Annotated in this window: 17 protein-coding genes and 3 pseudogenes; 3 read left to right on the top strand and 17 right to left on the bottom strand. The window is 52.2% G+C overall.

The genetic code is table 11. The annotated features are described in order from the left end of the window. Positions 1–8: 8 nt before the first annotated feature. Positions 9–1127 (top strand): cupin domain-containing protein, encoded by a 1119-nt coding sequence (locus tag VF724_RS07650; protein WP_371753643.1) that lies wholly within the window; start codon positions 9–11, stop codon positions 1125–1127. A gap of 77 nt (positions 1128–1204) precedes the next feature. Here the strand turns inward: VF724_RS07650 and VF724_RS07655 are convergent, their stop codons facing one another. The 14 genes and pseudogenes from VF724_RS07655 to VF724_RS07720 all read right to left on the bottom strand — a co-directional run bounded on the left by VF724_RS07655 (position 1205) and on the right by VF724_RS07720 (position 10364). Continuing rightward, positions 1205–1858: a GntR family transcriptional regulator gene (locus VF724_RS07655; protein WP_371753644.1), complete on the bottom strand. Its 654-nt coding sequence runs from the start codon at positions 1856–1858 to the stop codon at positions 1205–1207. 99 nt (positions 1859–1957) lie between these two features. Then, positions 1958–2437, bottom strand: coding sequence for a hypothetical protein (locus VF724_RS07660; RefSeq protein WP_371753645.1), 480 nt, complete (start codon positions 2435–2437; stop codon positions 1958–1960). A gap of 54 nt (positions 2438–2491) precedes the next feature. Continuing rightward, positions 2492–2908, bottom strand: coding sequence for a hypothetical protein (locus VF724_RS07665; protein ID WP_371753646.1), 417 nt, complete (start codon positions 2906–2908; stop codon positions 2492–2494). Between the two features lie 144 nt (positions 2909–3052). Further along, entirely contained in the window at positions 3053–3391 is a 339-nt protein-coding gene (locus VF724_RS07670; RefSeq protein WP_371753647.1) for a hypothetical protein, read from the bottom strand. Between the two features lie 69 nt (positions 3392–3460). Further along, positions 3461–3685 (bottom strand): hypothetical protein, encoded by a 225-nt coding sequence (locus VF724_RS07675; RefSeq protein WP_371753697.1) that lies wholly within the window; start codon positions 3683–3685, stop codon positions 3461–3463. After that, positions 3607–3984, bottom strand: a pseudogene (locus tag VF724_RS07680) (nitrilase-related carbon-nitrogen hydrolase). The gene VF724_RS07675 and the pseudogene VF724_RS07680 overlap by 79 nt, the downstream one beginning before the upstream one ends. Continuing rightward, positions 3953–4246, bottom strand: a complete 294-nt coding sequence (locus VF724_RS07685; protein ID WP_371753648.1) for a nitrilase-related carbon-nitrogen hydrolase — start codon at positions 4244–4246, stop codon at positions 3953–3955. The pseudogene VF724_RS07680 and the gene VF724_RS07685 overlap by 32 nt, the downstream one beginning before the upstream one ends. Before the next feature lie 33 nt (positions 4247–4279). Continuing rightward, a complete protein-coding gene (locus tag VF724_RS07690; protein WP_371753649.1) occupies positions 4280–5098 on the bottom strand; it encodes an ABC transporter ATP-binding protein in 819 nt (272 codons plus the stop codon). After that, positions 5079–6089 carry an ABC transporter ATP-binding protein gene (locus tag VF724_RS07695; protein ID WP_371753650.1) on the bottom strand — a complete coding sequence of 337 codons (1011 nt, stop codon included), beginning with the start codon at positions 6087–6089 and terminating at the stop codon, positions 5079–5081. Before VF724_RS07695 ends, VF724_RS07690 begins: the two co-directional genes overlap by 20 nt. 28 nt (positions 6090–6117) lie before the next feature. Then, positions 6118–6954 (bottom strand): ABC transporter permease, encoded by an 837-nt coding sequence (locus tag VF724_RS07700; protein ID WP_371753651.1) that lies wholly within the window; start codon positions 6952–6954, stop codon positions 6118–6120. Then, on the bottom strand, positions 6951–7985 hold the full coding sequence (locus tag VF724_RS07705) for an ABC transporter permease (protein ID WP_371753652.1): 1035 nt from the start codon (positions 7983–7985) through the stop codon (positions 6951–6953). Before VF724_RS07705 ends, VF724_RS07700 begins: the two co-directional genes overlap by 4 nt. A 66-nt stretch (positions 7986–8051) precedes the next feature. Further along, the gene (locus tag VF724_RS07710) at positions 8052–8705 is read right to left on the bottom strand and encodes an ABC transporter substrate-binding protein (protein ID WP_371753653.1); all 654 of its coding nucleotides are present in this window, start codon (positions 8703–8705) and stop codon (positions 8052–8054) included. Then, a pseudogene (locus VF724_RS07715) lies at positions 8705–9107 on the bottom strand (sigma 54-interacting transcriptional regulator); the annotation flags it as partial. The gene VF724_RS07710 and the pseudogene VF724_RS07715, both read right to left, overlap by 1 nt. A 483-nt stretch (positions 9108–9590) precedes the next feature. After that, on the bottom strand, positions 9591–10364 hold the full coding sequence (locus VF724_RS07720) for a BPL-N domain-containing protein (RefSeq protein ID WP_371753654.1): 774 nt from the start codon (positions 10362–10364) through the stop codon (positions 9591–9593). A gap of 421 nt (positions 10365–10785) precedes the next feature. Between VF724_RS07720 and helD the strand changes: the two genes are divergently transcribed. Together helD and VF724_RS07730 are read left to right on the top strand one after the other, a co-directional pair. Continuing rightward, positions 10786–13167, top strand: a complete 2382-nt coding sequence (gene helD / locus VF724_RS07725; protein ID WP_371753655.1) for an RNA polymerase recycling motor HelD — start codon at positions 10786–10788, stop codon at positions 13165–13167. Positions 13168–13174: 7 nt separating this feature from the next. Further along, positions 13175–13649, top strand: a pseudogene (locus tag VF724_RS07730) (glutathione peroxidase). A 28-nt stretch (positions 13650–13677) separates the two neighbouring features. Here VF724_RS07730 and VF724_RS07735 read toward each other — a convergent pair. The 3 genes from VF724_RS07735 to VF724_RS07745 form a co-directional block, all read right to left on the bottom strand. Then, on the bottom strand, positions 13678–14850 hold the full coding sequence (locus tag VF724_RS07735; RefSeq protein WP_371753656.1) for a glucose 1-dehydrogenase: 1173 nt from the start codon (positions 14848–14850) through the stop codon (positions 13678–13680). Positions 14851–14998: 148 nt separating this feature from the next. Further along, a complete protein-coding gene (locus VF724_RS07740; protein WP_371753657.1) occupies positions 14999–17029 on the bottom strand; it encodes a glycoside hydrolase family 15 protein in 2031 nt (676 codons plus the stop codon). 52 nt (positions 17030–17081) lie between these two features. Next, positions 17082–18203: an NAD(P)-dependent alcohol dehydrogenase gene (locus tag VF724_RS07745; protein ID WP_371753658.1), complete on the bottom strand. Its 1122-nt coding sequence runs from the start codon at positions 18201–18203 to the stop codon at positions 17082–17084. Between the last annotated feature and the right edge of the window lie 20 nt (positions 18204–18223).

The following is an 18223-nucleotide window of genomic DNA, read 5'->3' on the forward strand; positions in this document are numbered from 1 at the left end:
GTATTGAAATGGCTGAAGCAAATTCCTTTTTTGACAGCCAAGAAGTTAAGGATTTCAACAAAGAGCTGGAAAGATTCCATCTGGGACCGCTTTGGAATGCCATCCCCCAGCTGATGCCGCACCAGCCGAAGCCTCAGGCCGTACCGTATTTGTGGAAATGGCAGAGCATCAACGCCAAGCTGAAGGAAGCTACAAGCATCTTCACCCCTGACCGCGGCGGCGAACGCCGGGCCATCTATCTGCAAAACCCTGGGCTATACAGCCGTCAGCCATGGGGATGGGCGTCCACGACGCAGACGCTCTATGCCGCCGTGCAGTTAATCCAGCAGGGCGAAATCGCCCCCTCCCATCGCCACACGCAGAATGCGCTGCGCTTTATCACACACGGCGAAGGCGCCTACACCATCGTGCAGGGCGAACGGATTTTCATGGAGGAAGGCGACTACCTGATTACGCCGATGGGGCTGTGGCACGGTCACGAGCATCTCGGACAGGAGCCGATGATTTGGATGGACTGCCTCGATATTCCTTTTGCATACAGCGTAGGGGGCACGTTCTTCGAGCCTTATCCGGATCGCATCGAGAAACCGTCGATCCCTGACAATTATTCCGCGCAGAAATATGGAGGCGGGATGGTTCGCCCGATCGGCGACCGCGTTCCGAGCATCGCTCCTTTGGGCGCTTACAAATGGGCCAGAACCCAAGCGGCCCTCGAAGGCCTGCGCCGTTTCGATCCCGATCCTTTTGACGGATATGCGGTGGAATATATCAATCCGTCCAATGGACTTACAGCAAACCCCAACATTGCGGCATGGATGCAGCTCCTGCCGGGGGGCTTCCGTTCGAAGGCGCATCGCCATACCAGTTCAACGATTTACCACGTCTTCCGGGGATCGGGTTATACGATTATCAACGGAGTGCGGTTCGACTGGTCCAAGGGAGACTATTTCGTGGTGCCGAACTGGGCTTGGCACGAGCATGTCAATACCTCCTCAGAGGATGCGCTGCTGTTCTCCACAAGCGACCTGCCGATTATGGAGAAAATGAACTACCAGCGCCAAGAAGCATACGAGCCCAACAACGGCCATCAGGAGGTCACCGGCGAGTTCACCCCGGTACTGCCTTAAGCTTAAAAAATATCTATGTGGTCAAACAGACCTTCAAAACCGCAGGAAGCGGAATTGAAGGTCTGTTTGCAAATTATTCACTCAAAATCCCGTTTCCATTTGCTCTTGATTTCAGCCGAAGAGCGGATTTTATGCTGCTCCATAAGCTCCCTGGCTTTTTCCGCGTCCTTTTGCTTGATGATCGAGAGAATTTCGAGATGCTGGTCATAGGATTGTTTGGTGAATTCCAAATTGTTCTGGAACACGTTGCGGTATCGCTTGGAATGGTCCCAGAGGTTGAAGATGATGTCGTTCAAACGGGAATTCGGGTTCTTTTGATAAATCAGCTTATGGAACTGCAAATTCAGTTCCCCGAAGTCCTCCAGCTCATTATATTCAATGGCAAACGCCTGCTTCCGCAAATTTTTTTCCAGCTCTTTCGCGTCATCCTCCGTGATGAACGGTGCGGCCAAATAGGTGGCCAGCGCTTCAAAATAAATCCGCAATTCCAAAATTTCATCCAAGTCTCTTGCCGAAACCTGGGCCACCATCGCTCCGGTATGCGGCGTAACCTGAACCAGCTTTTCGCTCTCCAGTGCCTGTATGGCTTCTCTGACGGGAATTTCGCTGGTTGAAAATTCTTTGGCCAGCGCTTGGATATGAAGACGATCTCCCGGACGCAAAACGCCGGATAAAATATTATCTTTAATTCCGGAATAGACCATGTCTTTTTTAGTTTGAAAAACTTTCAAGGATTCAGCACTCCCAGCTCTAAAAATATATCATATATTATAAGTGGAATCCAAAAAATAATCTACATTCTCTTTTTCGGGGGAGTCCCGCAATCTTACTTAGATTTTAAAGCCCATCATAGGCATGATGAACGACAAAACATTCCAGCCAATCTTCAAGCCTCTCCCAAATGATCCGAACATGCCGCCGCCTCTGCCGCCGGCGGCGCCTCCAGAGCCCATGCCGGTTCCGCCGACCATGCCCGGCGTTCCTCCCATGCCGCCCATGCCCATTCCGGGGAAGCCGCCGCCCATCATTGATCCAAGATTCGGCATCATCCCGCCGCCCATCATTGATCCAAGATTCGGCATCCCGCCGCCGCCAAACAGCGAACCAAGCATGCCGGAAATCTGCGCTGTTCCTGTCCGCGGATTGGCGGATACACTGCCGTTCCCTTTGAATCCGTCGAGCACCAAATATCCGTCCTCCACCACACGGACGCTGCCCATATAGAAGCTTCCGTCCTTCAGAACGGCGCATATTGTATGTCCAAGCATAGGTTTCAAAATGTTTTCATTCCATGAAACCATCGGTTCCATCTCCCATCACCTCCCTTGAAAACAGAGAAGAGAAACCGCGTATCCCACATTCTTTTACCAGAAGAACGGCCATGCAAAAAAGGCCAGAGCGAATAAGAGCGGGAAGATCCACCACCAACCGAAACCCCAACCCCAGTTGCCAAAGCCCCAGCCAAAGGGATAGAATCCGGCTCCCGCAGCGGCGCCGGCCCCCGCCCATGCCTTCGTATTCGCTTGAAGCCGTCCTTCCCTTTTCCACTGCTCCGACTTTTTCAACAATGCCTGGACATGCGGATTTCCCTTGATTGCTTTCTTCATGCTTTGTGAAACGGCCACTCCGCCATCCAAGGGCCGCATTACGATATTTCCATCATAAATCCGGTCCATAACCCCGACCATAAAGTCCCCATCCGGCAGCAAGACCCCCAATGGCCGCCCTACAAACGCCTGAGCCGTAGAGACTTCAATCGGATATTGAGCCAAAATCTGCATGTTATACCCTCCCAATTTTGCTGCTGATCATGTTGATTGCTTATGACAGCATACGCGAGGATAAATAAATTTGCTTGGACGAATCACACCGTCCTCATTCAAGCCTTTCCAATATCGATTCCAGCTCGATTTGCTCAATCTTTCTCAACAGCCCAAAAATAAACAAGCGCTGCCAGCAGTACGACTCTCGTTGCCAAAAAGGGCAGGCGGTAATCCACTGCGGCGGAAAATCGCGGAGACCAGCACCGTCTTCCGGCCGATCCGATTGGCAAGCATACTGGCGGGCAAGGCCCCGGCGCCCATAATCAAAATCCCGAGCGAAGCCAGACTGCCGATATCGTCCGGCATTATATGCTGCGCAAGCAGGTGCAGATTCAACACCATCGTATACATGCCGATCGCCGTTCCATACAAAGCTTCAGTCGTCAGAAACCTGCGGACTCCTGCCGAAAACCGTCTTGGAGGTAAGTTCAATCGATCCAATCCGCTTCCCCTCTCCAGATGGCGCCAATGAAGAAAAAGAGTAAGCCTGCCTAAGCTTACTCCCGTCCCTTACGCAACCTCGATAATCGCCAAAATCATCCCTTCAGCCGCAGTTTCTCCCTTGGCCACAAGCACTTTTTTGATCCTTCCCTCATAGTGGCATTGGATCAGGCTGAGCTTGTCGTCCTCAGCTCTGACGATCCCGATGGACTGATCTAAGATAACAAACTCGGATTCGCGCATGTAATTCTCTTCCAATACACCCGACACCGGGCTGACAATTTGCATCTCCATGCGGTTCCCTCCATGTCATGAAAGGACTCATACGGCGACATATTCGCGGAATTGACAAGAATCAGCTTGACTCCCCGCAAAGCCAGCACCCGCGCGGTTTCAGGAAATTCGATGTCAAAGCAGGTCAGCAAACCGATTTTGGCGCCCTCCGCAACGAAGGAGGATCATTCATTGCCGCGATTGAAGATCGCGCATTCGCCTTCGAACAAATGAATCTTTCTGTAATATTCCAGCGGCTTTCCCGTCTTATCGATAAAACAGGTTGTATTATAAATCAGCTGCTCGGAGACGTATTCCAAAAAAGGTGTAGATCATGGAAACCGGAAACCTCCGGATTTGCTCCTGAATTCTCCTCATGCTGCTTCCTTCTCTCGTCTCCGCCAGTTTCAGCATTTCCTCCCTCGGCAAAAATCCGGTAAGCATCATTTCCGGAATGACCAAAATATCCGCTTGTTGAACATGCGCTTGTTCAATCGACCATTCGATCTTTTGCAGGTTGGCTTCCTTGTTCCCTTCCCGGCAGTCCAGCTGAGCCAATGCGATTTTCAATTTATTCTTCATGACGTTTCCTTTCTTTGAGTGTTCGATTGCGTTCTAAAGTGAAATTTTTTCAAACAGATTCGAATCCAATAGCAGCTTGGTATAAGGGTGCTGCGAATGATCAAAAATATGGCTGACCGTCCCGCTTTCCACGATTTCGCCCTGCGACATGATCAGAACCCGATCGGCAAAGCTCTGCACCACATTCAAATCGTGCGTGATGAACAAATACGTCAAGCCCAAATCCGCCTGGAGATGCTTCAACAATTTCAAGATCCTCGCCTGCACCGACACATCCAGCGCCGAAGTCGGTTCATCCAGGATGATCAATTCCGGATTCAGCGCAATCGCTCTGGCAATCCCGATCCGCTGCAGCTGCCCTCCGCTGAACTGGTGCGGATATTTATACATATCCGAGGCATTGAGACCGACCATTTCGAGAACCTCTTCAACCCTTCCGACCGCATCTTCTTTACGGTATCCGTTCGCCAAGAGCGGCTCCGAGACAATCCTGAGCACATTCATCCGCGGATTGACCGACCCGGTCGGATCCTGGAAAACCACCTGCAGTTCCTTGCATAGCCGCCGTCTTTCTTTGTTTGAAAGCTTCTGTATGTCGTGCCCCTTGTATCGGATTTCTCCGCCGCTGATGCGGTCCAAGCCAAGAATCAACCGGGCTGTCGTGCTTTTTCCGCTGCCGGAGCCTCCGACAAGCGCAAGCGTCTCCCCTTTATGAACGGAGAAGGACACCCCGCGCAGCACTTGCTTTCCAACGGATTTCCCGAACATGCGCTTTCGGGCGAACGTTTTTTCCACCGACAACAGCTCAAGCACGGGGGGAACGCAAGCCGTCTCAACCGAATGGTGCTGCAATGCTCTTCTCCTCCCCTCCCGCGGGATAATGGCATGCGTACCACTGTCCCGGATGCTCATCATCGGTCTGCCATGGCGGTTTTTGCTCGCTGCACTTTGAATTTCTGTATTCGCACCGGGTTGAGAAGCGGCAGCCCTCGGGAAAATCGACCGGTGAAGGAACCACCCCAGGTATCGTGTACAAATCCTCGACCGTTTTCCCCTGTCCGGGAAGACATTTCAACAGACCTTGCGTATAGGGATGCACGGGCTGCTTCAGCACAAGCCCGGTCGGGCCCGCTTCGATAATCCTGCCACCGTACATCACGGCCAGACGATCGCATAAATAAGAGGCGACGCCCATGTCGTGGGTAATGAGCAGAAACGTTACGCGATGCTCCTTCTGCAGCTTTTGGATCAATTGCAGAATCTGATATTGCGTCGTTACGTCCAGCGCGGTGGTCGGCTCGTCCGCGATGATCAATTCCGCATTGCAGGACAGAGCCATCGCAATCACCACCCGCTGCTTCATCCCGCCGCTCAATTGATGCGGATAGGAACGAAACACCTCTTCGGGATCGGGCAGGCCGACCTCCGACATCCATTTCAAGGCGATTGATTTGGCTTGAGAACGATGAACCGGCTGGTGTTGGCGGATCACATCGGTCATTTGCCTGCCGATCGAAATGACAGGGTTCAAGGATGTATTCGGATTTTGAAAAACCATCGAAATTTTGCTCCCTTTATATTTGTTCCGCTTCTTGGCTGAAAGGGAGAGCAGGTCCACGCCGAAGAAACGCATTTGCCCCTGAATGCCTTTGACATTGTCAGGCAATAGACCGCTGATGCTGTTGCCGAGCATGGTCTTGCCGCAGCCCGATTCGCCGACGATCCCGACCAGCTCGCCGCGCTTTACAGTCAGCGAGATCGCGTCGAGAATGCTGTAGCGAACATGGTTCGACTCAAAAAACAAGGTGTACTCCTTAAGCTCCAATATCGGTTCGGCTCCCATGCCTTACCTCCTTCTATCCGACTTCGGGTCAAGCATATCCCGAATCGAATCTCCCAAGATGTTGAACGCCATGACCAGGAGCAAAATGGCGAGGCCGGGAAAAGCGGAATACCACCACTGCTGCAAAATATAGGACCTTCCTTCGCTTACCAGTTGCCCCAGATCTGCCAAAGCCGAGGAAGCTTAATGAGGCTTCGGCCAGGATGACGCTGCCGATATCCATCGAAGCCTGCACGATCACCGGTGTCAGCGTATTGGGAATAATGTGGCGGAAAATGATTTTGAACCGGCTGACGCCGATTACCCGGGCGGCGTCGATAAATAATGCGTTTTTCATTGAAACCGCAACGCTCCGCACGATCCGGGTGTACCACGGCCACCAGCTCAACGCGATGGCCAAAATGGCATTCCCTAGACTGGGTCCGAGCGCCGCCACAAGCGCTATGGCCAAAAGCAAAGCCGGAAACGCAAGAAACACATCGGTGATGCGCATGATCACTTCATCGACGACCCCGCCGATGAAGCCGGCAATCGCCCCCAGCGGAACGCCGATCATGACGGCCAATGCGGTCACGAGAAAAGCGGCTTCCAGTGATGTCCGCAGTCCGAACAGAATACGGCTCAGAATGTCTCGACCCTGCCTGTCGGTACCGGACAAATGTTCCGCGCTTGGAGCGGCCAGCGTATTGGAAATGTTCGATTGCCCCGCTCCTTGCTCCGGATACGGCGAAATCTGTTTGGCAAAAATAGCGCCGAAAATAAACAATAAAATGATCAATAATGCGATAATCCCCAGTTTGTCGGATGACAAAACACGGATCCGGTTTTTGAGAGTTTGCGTCCTCGTTCTGCCAACAGCTATCAATTTTGCTCCCCCTCCAGGGTAATGCGCGGATCCAGCCACGCTTGGAGAATATCCGTAATCAGATTCGTCAGCACGTACACGAAGGCGATTAATACGGTTACCCCCATGATCGCGGGATAATCCATGCTGATAATCGATTTGACGGCATAGCTTCCCATTCCGGTCCAGTTGTAAATAATCTCCACAAAAAACGATCCTAACAATGAATAGGAGAAGACCAGGCCGAGCACGGTCAAAATCGTGCCGAACACATTTTTCAAGGCATAGTGCAGCAGAATTTTCCATTCGGAAATCCCATTGGACCGGGCCAAACGGATAAAATCGGCATTCAGGATTTCAAGCATATTGGAACGGGTCAATCGGGTCATCAAGCCGATGGGATACAAGGACAGTGTCAGCACCGGCAGCACATAATGGGGAAGCATATGTGCGAAAGCCGCCCAATTGCCGGTGATCATCGCATCGATCAGCGCAAATCCGGTAATCATGGCAACCGGATTGCCCATTTCCATCTCGATGGACATCTTCCCGTTGATCGGCAGCCAGCCCAGCTTGGAAAAGAAAATGAACTGCAGCACGAGACCGATCCAAAAGCTCGGAACCGACACCCCGAAAATCGAAATCATGCGCGTCAGATGATCAAACCACTTCCCCTTGTAGCGCGCGGACAGCACGCCCAACAGCAATCCGATGCCGCCTGAGAAAATCAGCGAGAGCAGAATAATTTCCAAAGAAACGGGAAAAAAGCTCTTGATATCCTCCAGGACCGGACGATGCGTACGGAGCGACTCGCCCCAATCGCCCATGATCATATTTTTCAAATAAACCCCATACTGCACGATCAGCGGTTTGTTCAAGCCCATCTCGCGCGTGAGCTGTTCAATCTGTTCGGGCTTCGCGCGCGGACCGAGATAAATGGCCGCCGGATCGGAGGGAATGACCCTGACGATTAAAAACGTAATCGCCGAAATCCCGAACAATACAATCAACCCTAAAACAAGACGTTTTCCGGTGTATCTCAACGTATTCATTGTCGATCCCCTTGTATGGGAGGGACGGGGAAAGAAGCTGTCGGCTCCTCTCCCCCAACCCTGCCTTTATTTCGTTTTCAACCGGTTGAAGAAGATGACATTCGCATAATTGGGGTTGGTTCCTTCTCCTTCAAGGTTGGCGTTCATCGGCAGGTTCTTCTTCGCATCGAAGAAATACATGGCCGGCGCTTCATCAATCAGCATTTGCTGGGCTTGGTGATAAAGCTCCTTCGATTTAGCCTTATCCGTTCCGGAAAGCGCATAGGCGTCATCAATCAGCTTGTCGAAATCTTTGTTGTACCAGTAAGCCAGATTGAAGGACGGCGCATCCTCGGAGTGGAACATCCCTTTCAGGTTGTCGTAGCCGTCGGAAAAGCTCGGCCACCACAGCAGTACGAAAATGTCCTGAGCTTTCTTGGGATCGCCTTTGGCCAGCTGCCACTGCTGATTCCACAGAATCGGCTTCACTTCCAGATCGATGCCGAGCTGGGCGAAGCTTTCCTTCAGCAGCGGAGCGAAACGCTTCTCTACCTCATTCTCGGCGGCATGCGTCAGCTCAAGCTTCAAGCCTTTGGGATCGACTCCTGCCTGCTTGAATAATTCCTTGGCCTTTTCGATGTTGTACTCATAGTTTTTCAAACCCGGATCGGAAGGCCTCAAGCCCTGCGGAACGGGACCCTTGGATGGGGTTCCGGCGCCCTTGGTGCCAAGCTGGATCAACGTTCTTTCAGCGCGGGAACGAACAGCAGGATGACCGCAAGGCGGTAATAATAGATCCTCGCGGAATAAATTGTTCTCGACCATCTCCTCGAGGTTTTTATTGGTAGCCGCGATGATTTTGATATCCACCGGAATCGGCATCGAGCCGCCGACGCGGAATATTTTGCGGTCCTGAAGCGTCTGCAGCAGCTTGACCTGCAGGTTTAACGGCAGTTCGCCAATTTCATCGAGAAACAAGGTGCCTTTATTGGCCAGCTCGAACAGCCCCGATTTGCCTTTGTTCAGCGCGCCGGTGAACGCGCCTTTTTCATAGCCGAACAATTCGCTTTCCAGCAGGTTGTCCGGGATCGCCCCGCAGTTGACCTTCACAAACGGATACTGGCTGCGCTTGCTCATATGATGTCTCTATCATGTTCCGTAATTATTCGCTCCTCAGCGCACGATTCCCTTTTTACCATACAACCCCGTGCCCTGCTCCAAAAAACCCATGCAATATAGATGCCAAACAGGCGATACAAACGCCCAAGAAGCGGGCACGCGATTAGGCGTCCCGCTTCTTGGGCAATTCCTGCGCTGTATATTAATCCGGTTGTGCCGGTCAAACCGTACTCATTTTTCCGGCAATCCGGGTGGTCAACTCGATATGAACAGCAGCAAATACGATAAAAACGGTGGAAATCAAGCAGTTCAACCATCCGAAAATAAACCCGCCGGCCAAGTATGTTTTGAAATAGGGCAGCAGTGTATTCAGAATTTGTTTGGCTGTCTTCGCTTCTAGGCTCCGATCGCTTCATCAATGTAGTTGTTCAGCTATTCATTCACATCATAACGCATTGTCCGAAAGCAGAATAGAGTTTTTATCGATTTACTGACTCAACAACCAATTCACCGCGCTGGCCAGCCAGGCCCATTGAGCGCTGGCACCGCCTGTCGTATTCCAAGTTCCATCCTGATCAAGCCAATTTCCGGGTGCGGTCCCATGATCAGCGCCGTTCCTTGACCGTAGGAGAATGCAGCGATCCCTTTGGTGTTGGTGACATTATAGCTGCCGACCCAGCTTACCGTTTGGCCTGTATAGGGCCAAATATCCCCGCCGCCATAGTAAACCATCGTCAAAGAACTCGGGAAGCCGCTGTTGATGGGATTGTTGGCGTCAAGGTCGATCGTGGTGTTGGTATAGCCGGCCCATGGAATGATGTCGTGCAGAGAACCGTTAATCCGTCCTTTAAACAGATTCATCGGGTAATTGCAATTGACGCCTTCCCACGCAATTCGATCGGCCAGGAAGTATTCGCCGGCGCACGTCCCGATGATTTTGCCGCCGCCGTTGACAAAGCTGCGAATATGGCTGTCTCCACTGGTTGTGATGTCTGAATTGTAATTCGCAGCGTATCCTCCGGGAATCCAGAGAAGGGTGATATAGCTGGATAGATTCGAAATGGTATTGATATCGTTGGCGGATACGGTCGTCCAGCCGATTCCCTCGTGATCCGAAAAGTTTTCGATCGCGGTGATGCCGTCCGCCCACGTCCCTGTTCCGTTATAAATGCCGACGGTTGCATTTTGGATGGCATAAGCAGGTTGTGCCTGACCCGGAAGCAAAATGGCGATCAACAACAATGCGGAGAGCGCAAAAAGCCCAAGACGCTTTGCATGCATTTAGCATCCGTTTACATGAAGACCATGCCCCTTTTTCCGATTTGGATTTTCAGCCTTCCGTTTTACATAAGCAAATATCATTCCTATTTGAACTTAACCGGATCGGCGCTCCAAGCCGGAGAATCCGGACCGTTTTATTCGAATGAGAATAAACGCTATTCACCGGTGAATGAATAGCCATGGAAAACAAAAAAAATCCGCCGGCATTGGGCATGCCGGTGGATGAACACTCACGATATGAAAACCGTTTCGCTAGGCACAATAAGATTGAAATGCGGAACGGCAAATGATAAAATGAACAGTAGTTCTCAAAATTAACTGTAAGTGGACAATAAAATCCAATTTAAATTATATCATTTAAGCTTCATGTTGTCAACGCCATCTTTTTTCGATACCGACATTTTTAAAGGAGAGGAACTTCATGAACAGAATCGATGACGAGCTTCTGGCGGAACAACGGCGGGTCGATTATATAGTCGGACAGATTCAAGCCAGGATCAACAAAATACAGCGCGAAGCCGGCGCAATTAAAGAGCATGTTGTCGAAATCCGCAAAGAATTTTGGGACGATGTGACGGTGAATCTTGATCATCCCGATGAAGTTTCCGAGACCTTCGCCAGCTTGAAGCAGCAGGCCGAAGTGCTCTCGGAACGCGAACGCAGCCATCAGCATTCCCACCAGCAGCTGAATAAATTGAATCGGCTGACCGATTCTCCTTATTTCGGCAGAATCGATTTTAAAGAAGCCGGGGACGCTCCCTCCGAGCAAGTATACATAGGAATCACCTCATTTCTCGACGACAGCGGCGAACAATTTCTGATCTACGACTGGAGGGCGCCAATTTCCGGCCTGTATTATGACTATCCGCCTGGCCCTGCCGCCTATGTCATTCCAAACGGCGAAACCATTTGCGGCACAATCGGGATGAAGCGGCAATTCATCATTCGGAACGGACGGATTCAATATTTGTTCGACACCGGCCTCACAATCGGCGATGAGCTGCTTCAGCAAGTGCTCGGCCGGAATTCGAACGCGCAGATGAAAAGCATTGTGTCCACCATACAGAAAGAGCAAAATCAAATCATCCGCAATGAACACTCCCGGCTGCTGATCGTGCAAGGCGCAGCGGGCAGCGGAAAAACCTCGGCAGCGCTTCAGCGCGTTGCCTATCTGCTCTATCGGTACCGCAATACGCTTCGCGCGGAGCAAATTGTTTTGTTCTCGCCAAATCCGATGTTCAACAGCTATGTATCTACCGTCCTGCCCGAACTGGGCGAGGAGAACATGACGCAGACGACGTTCCAATATTATTTGGAGCATCGCCTTAACAAAGAATTCGAAATCGAGGATCCGTTTTCGCAAATGGAATACGTGCTGACCTCCCCGGAAAAACCGGGATTTGACGCACGCTTAAGCGGAATCCGTTTTAAATCGTCGAATACTTACCTGGAGCTCATTCACCGTTTCCGGCAATCACTGGAGCAGTCCGGCATGGTCTTCAAGGATTTAAAATTCCGCGGCAAGGTGCTCGTTTCCGCCGGGCGCATGACTGCGCAATTCTATACAGCATATGAAGGAATCCCGTTAGGCAAACGAGTTGCGCTGTTGTCCGAATGGCTGTTGAAGGAGCTGTCCGAGCTGGAAAAGCAGCAGCGGCACGAAGCTTGGGTTGAAGAGGAAATCGAGCTGCTCGATCTTGAAGATTATCAGCGGGCTTTCATTTCCATCACCAAAAAACAAAAAACGAAAAAAGTCTCGTTTGATGACTTTATGCAGCAAAAGCACCTGCTTGCCGGATTTCTCGTGCGCGAGCGTTTCAAGCCGTTGCGGAAAAAAATCGCGAGACTGCGTTTCATCGACATCCCCTCTGTCTATGCGCAGCTTTTCGATAACGGCAGCCGCATTCCCGAATGGCTCGGTTCCGGGGAATTGCCCGAACATTGGCGGGAAATCTGCGAGCAAACGCTGAACGCGCTGAGGCAAAAGCAGCTCTTCTACGAAGATGCCGCACCCTATCTTTTTCTCAAGGAGCTGATTGAGGGATTCCAGACCAATTTGTCCATTCGCCATGTGTTTATTGATGAAGCGCAGGATTATTCGCCGTTTCAATTCGAATTTTTGAAAAGATTGTTCCCGTCAAGCAAAATGACGGTTCTCGGCGATTTGAATCAAGCGATATTCGTCCATGCCGCAGACGGTTCAGGCATACAAAAGCTGCTCGGCCTATTCGGAAGCGAGCATGCCGAAACCATCCGTTTGACTCGAAGCTACCGCTCCACCAGGCAAATTGTTGAATTCACACGCGGGATGCTGGAGGATCAAGAGCCGATCGTTCCTTTTAACCGGGAAGGGGAAAAGCCCGAGGTCATTCGGATCGATGATCCGTCCGCCCTCCCCCGGCGAATTGCCGGAAAGATCGGGCAGCTGCGCAGACAAGCATTCGGTACGATCGCGGTGATCTGCAAAACCGCCGCCGAAAGCAAGGAAGCTTATGAAGCATTAAAGATGATCGATCATATTCACCTGGTCACCAAAGGCACGATGGACTTTGAAAAGGGAGTTCTGGTCATTCCTTCTTACCTGGCAAAAGGCGTCGAGTTCGATGCCGTGATCATCTATGACGGATCAAAGCGGCAGTACGGCAGGGAAAATGAACGGAAGCTGTTCTACACGGCTTGCACGCGGGCCATGCATGCACTTTGTATTTTCAGCGCAGGCGACTTGAGCCCGTTCATCACAGGTGCCGATTCGGATACGTATGTTTTGGAGGATGAGGGAATATTTTCAAACAGCAGGGAGTGAGTTTTCCATGAATGTTTACACCTTTAGCGCAGACAGTATCCATGGCGAGACAAAGCCTTTGTCCGATTATAGCGGTAAAGTTCTGCTCATCGTCAATACGGCAAGCAAATGCGGTTTTACCCCGCAGTATGGGGAGCTGCAAAGCTTGTACGAGCGTTATCGCAGCCGGGGCTTCGAGATCCTCGGCTTTCCCTGCAACCAGTTTGCCGGCCAGGAGCCGGGAACGGAGGAAGAGATTCGCGATTTTTGCACCATCCAGTACGGAGTCAGCTTCCCAATGTTCGCCAAAATTGACGTTAGGGGACCCCGAACGCATCCCCTGTTCGCTTACCTGACATCGCGAACCCGTGGTGTATGGTCCAAAGAAATCAAGTGGAATTTCACCAAATTTCTGGTGAATCGACAAGGAGATGAAGCGCTACGCGCCGATGATCTCCCCGAAGAAGCTGGAACGCGATATTCAAGCACAATTGATGATCTAGGAGTCTGTCCGACGGATTGATTTTCGGTTTATACCGAAAAGCTGTAGCGGGCGGCTTCTTCAGGCGAAATCAGGCTCTCCCACTGCGAAGGAGGAACGACGTCGGCAACGGCTTTGATTTCAACCCGCTTGAAATCGATGGAGTGAACTTCCTCCAAGCTCATCCGATCGGTAATGACTTGACCCAGCACTCCCTTAAACTGGCGGTCGATCTGCTGAAGACGGTAAATGCCGGTTTCAAAATCTTTTCTGGAGGCATTGACCGAACCCAAAATGCACTTATTCTCCAATACCAATTCTTTATTCAGCTGATCTGCGGATATGTTCAGCATTGTATTGCCGGGCGTGACCCCAAGAAGCGCCAGCACCCCGTTAGCTCCAACAACCTCCATCGCTTCAAAGGCCAGCGGACTGTAGCCGGTGCATTCAAACATCAGATCCACTCGCCGGCCGATCGTTTCCGCGTACTCCTTCAGTCTTAACGTCTGTTCGGCAAAGCCGTCCTTCAGGGCATCGGCTTGCCGGTAATGAGCCCCTATCCTGCGGACCAATTCAGCCTGCAAACTGGTTTCCTCGGATTTTGACCATACGAACGTATCAAGTCCCAATGACCGGCAGGTCATCGCCGCCAACAGCCCCAAAGGTCCGGAGCCCAGAATGAACGCGGTTTTGGGCTCCCAAACGAGCCTCTGCTGGATCCGCTGTACCTGATCCCATACTTTTTCGACGATGCTTTGCGGCTCGGCAAGCATTCCGAAAGCTGCGGCCTCCTTTGGTACGGCCACCAAATACCGGGCATCCTCCGCATAATACTCCGACAAAAAGCCGTGGGCGCCTTTGATTCCCCTTTCCGTGTACGCTCCGGTTTCGCAAAAATCGGCCCGGCCGTTGCGGCAGTTGACACAAGCGGGATCGCTGCAGGGTCTGCGCACCAAAGCCGTGACCAGATCGCCTTTTTTGAAACTGCTGTGCTTGCCGGCTTCGGCCACGACACCCAAGGATTCGTGACCGATCACCATTTCATCCTCACCTTGCGGAAACGCTCCATAGCCTTCCTGTATAATTTCCCTGTCGGTTCCGTTAAGCCCTACGGAGAGCACCCGGACGATCACATCCGTATCGTGCTTGAGCTCCGGCTTAGGCAGATCGCTGATCCCGACTGCGGTTCCAGATGGGCTTCGTTTGATCGTGACTGCTTTCATGGAAATCCTCCTTATTCCGAAAAAGGGATGACACTACACCCCTGTTAAAACCAGGAATATGCTCATTCCCTTATTCCTTCATACTCCATTTGAATAAAAATTCACGAAAATCAATCCGTCGGACAGACTCCTAGGATATCACTACCTTCTACCGGCTGCCCAGCAGCTTGTTCTCGCTGAGATCCTGTTCCGCAACCGGACCTTCCCCGAACCGCTTCAGTTTGGATAAATACTCCTGAACCACCTTCACATATGTCGAATGCGACCAGGTCAACGGCGACACGGACAGCGGCTCCCCGGTATAAGGATGGATTTGCTCGGCCAATACCCCTGACGGCAGGGCATGCCTTACGGTCCAGCGAAGCAGCTCTAACGCCTCCGACAGATCCTCCCGCCGCCCGGCTTTGGCGATCAGCCATTCCGCATACCACAGTGTGCATATATACCACGGATTCCCGGGAACCTTCCCGATATCGCTGCTGACTTGATGGTAATAATCGTTGGCATATCTGGCCATGCCGCCCACATCCGTCTGCACCCACAGATTTTGCCGCAATGCCTGCATGGTGCTGACGATTCTAGGATCATCCGCGGGGAAGAGGCCGAAATCGAACAGCGCATACATGCTGGCATCGAGTGAAAGATCGGGATCATAGGCTCCCTTGTCCTCGTTCCAATACAACGCCCGCAAAAAACGCCCTTCCCGCTCGGAGTACAGCTGCTGTTCCAATGCCTCTTTCACCCGTCCGGCGATATCCCTGTACAGCTCCCCCCTGCTAGGATCCTTGTTCGCTTCCGCGAAATTCGCCGCCGCCAGCAAGCCCGCGTGTACGGTTGACGTGGTGAAGCTGAAAACGCCGTAGCGCTCTTCCCATAAGTCGTATGAAGGCAGCGGCAATCCCGAAGCGTCACGGTAATGCACCAGAAAGTCGGCAGCCGGAATGACAAACCGCTCATAATCATCGCGGGATTCGGCCAAGCTGCCGGCCAGCCGATGATGGTGCCAAAGCGCGAAAAGCACAAGCGCCGTTTCGTCTTCCTGAATCGGCAGCTGCTTCTTGCCCTTGGCATCGACCCAGGGATGCCAGCTGGAGCCGACCGACCCGTCGGGGTTATACTTGTGCAGCAAAAAACCTTCGCTGGAAAGAGACCTTTTGCAAAAGTCGAAAAAAGGACGCGTCCAATCGTGGTATCCGGCGCGGTCCAAAGCATGCGAGATCAGCGCTCCGTCGCGGGGCCACATATAAGAATAGGTGTCCTTGGCGAATTTCATAATATCCGAATCGTTCGCGGCCAGAATCGCTCCCCGGTTGTCCATATTCGTGCGGATGATGAGCAGGCTGCGCTTGTAAAATGACGCAATGTCGTCAGGCAGCAGCTCCAATTCATGCCTGTCCTGCTGCAGCCACTGTCTCCAAAAGCTCCGAGTACGTTCTAGATAGGCTTCCGGGCCGGCCGAGCGGAGCTCTTGTTCCGACTGCTGCACTTCCCGAATATTCCTGGCGAAGATCAGCCAGAACCAGCCCTGCTTGGACCCTTGAGCCGGAACGGTCAGCTCCAATTCAATCGTCCCGTCGACCGAGCCTTGGGCAATCGGATTTCTTCCAAGCTGCCCGTCTTCGGCGTCTTTCCAGGTGCCCTGCAAACCGTTGATTTCCTTTTGCCCCGTCGCGTAGCCGTTCGGGGAGCTTTCCGACGGCCGCTCCCGCGAACCGCAGGAAAGTGAAACATATCGGTGTCCTTTGTAGAAGACGAGCGAACACAGCTCCGGATCGTAATAAACCGTATCCCCGACGGCCGTGCCGTAAAGATGCAGGTCGAGATGGAAATACAGCTTCACCTGCCGATCCCGTTCCCAACCGTTGTAAACGGTGATTTTCCGGATAAATGCATTGGACTCAATGTCGACCGCATCGTGAATATACAGGGAAATTCCGAGCGTTTCACTGCTGCATTTGACATCCGTCACCAGCGTATCCGTTTCATAGGCTGCGGTTTTGACGGCTTCGGGAGAATCGATCCAAAAAAAACCGTCCTCTGTCCATACCCCAAAATGGGAAAGATGATCCAAAGCATGGTTCTCCTGCCCGATATAGGGATAATAGATGTCCCGGATATTGCAGCCCGTGTCGAAATTGATCAGCACATTTCCGTTGCCGATAGGCATGTCGCGTGCCATGCGGTGACCACCTCCTTTCCGTCACCGCTTAATGTTCCCACAGGGGCATTCTTTATTCCAAATGCGGGGGAATCTGGAAGCCGGGCATCACCAGGACAGGCTTGATTGTAGCGCCCGTTTCCATATCATGCACAGCTTGATTCAGATCCTCAAAGTCATACATTTTCATGAGCTTGTCAAACGGCAGCCAGCCTTTGCCGTACATCTCGATCAATTGGGGAATGAAGTTCTGGGGCACACTGTTGCCCTGTATGCATCCGGTGACCGTCCGGTCATATAACATATGGTTCATATCCAGACTTACTTGAGTTCCCAAGGGAGTACCCCCGATCAGGACCGCAGTGCCGGACATCGACAAACAATCCGCGGCTTGGCGCAGAACCCCCGGCTGCCCGCTCGTATCGAGCGAACAATCGACTCCTCCATTGGTCAGATCGATGATCGCCCTTACCGGATCCCGGTCCCGCGCATTCACGGTGTCCGTCGCCCCCAGCTCGGTCGCGAGCCGCAATCGGTTTTCATGAATATCGACGGCGATGATTCTGGAGCATCCGGAGATGCGTGCGGCCATAACTGCGCTTAACCCGACCGTCCCGCATCCGAACACCGCCAATGTCGAGCCGACGGGAGGCTTGAGTTTGTTGAAAACCGCACCGCAGCCGGTTTGCACCCCGCATCCGAGTGGTCCCAACAGCTCAATCGGAATCGCCTTGTCGACTTTCACCAGGTTTCGTTCGTTAACCACAGAATATGCGGCAAAGGACGATTGGCCGAAAAAGTGCGAAACACTTTCGCTGCCGTTGTGGAGACGGTGGGAACCGTCCGGCATCTTTCCGGCAAAATTTAATTGATAGGCTCTGGAACATGCATAGGGCCTCCCTGCCCGGCAGGCCTTGCACATTCCGCATGAACTGGCGCTCAAAACGACATGATCGCCCGGTTCAACCGAGGTGACGCCTTCTCCGACCTTTTCCACGATACCGGAGCCTTCATGGCCCAGAACAGCCGGCAGCGGCACAGGCTTGCTCTGATCGCGGACACTTAGGTCCGTATGGCAAATTCCGGATGCGGCAATCCGGACGAGCACTTCATGTTCCTTAGGCGGATCGAGCCTGACGTTTTGGATTTCAAAGAGCGCCCCTTTTTCACGCACAATCGCTGCTTTGATTTGCATTGTAGAATTCCTCCTGCCGT

The sequence above is a fragment of the Ferviditalea candida genome (genome assembly GCF_035282765.1).
GTDB classification, from domain to species: Bacteria; Bacillota; Bacilli; order Paenibacillales; family KCTC-25726; genus Ferviditalea; species Ferviditalea candida.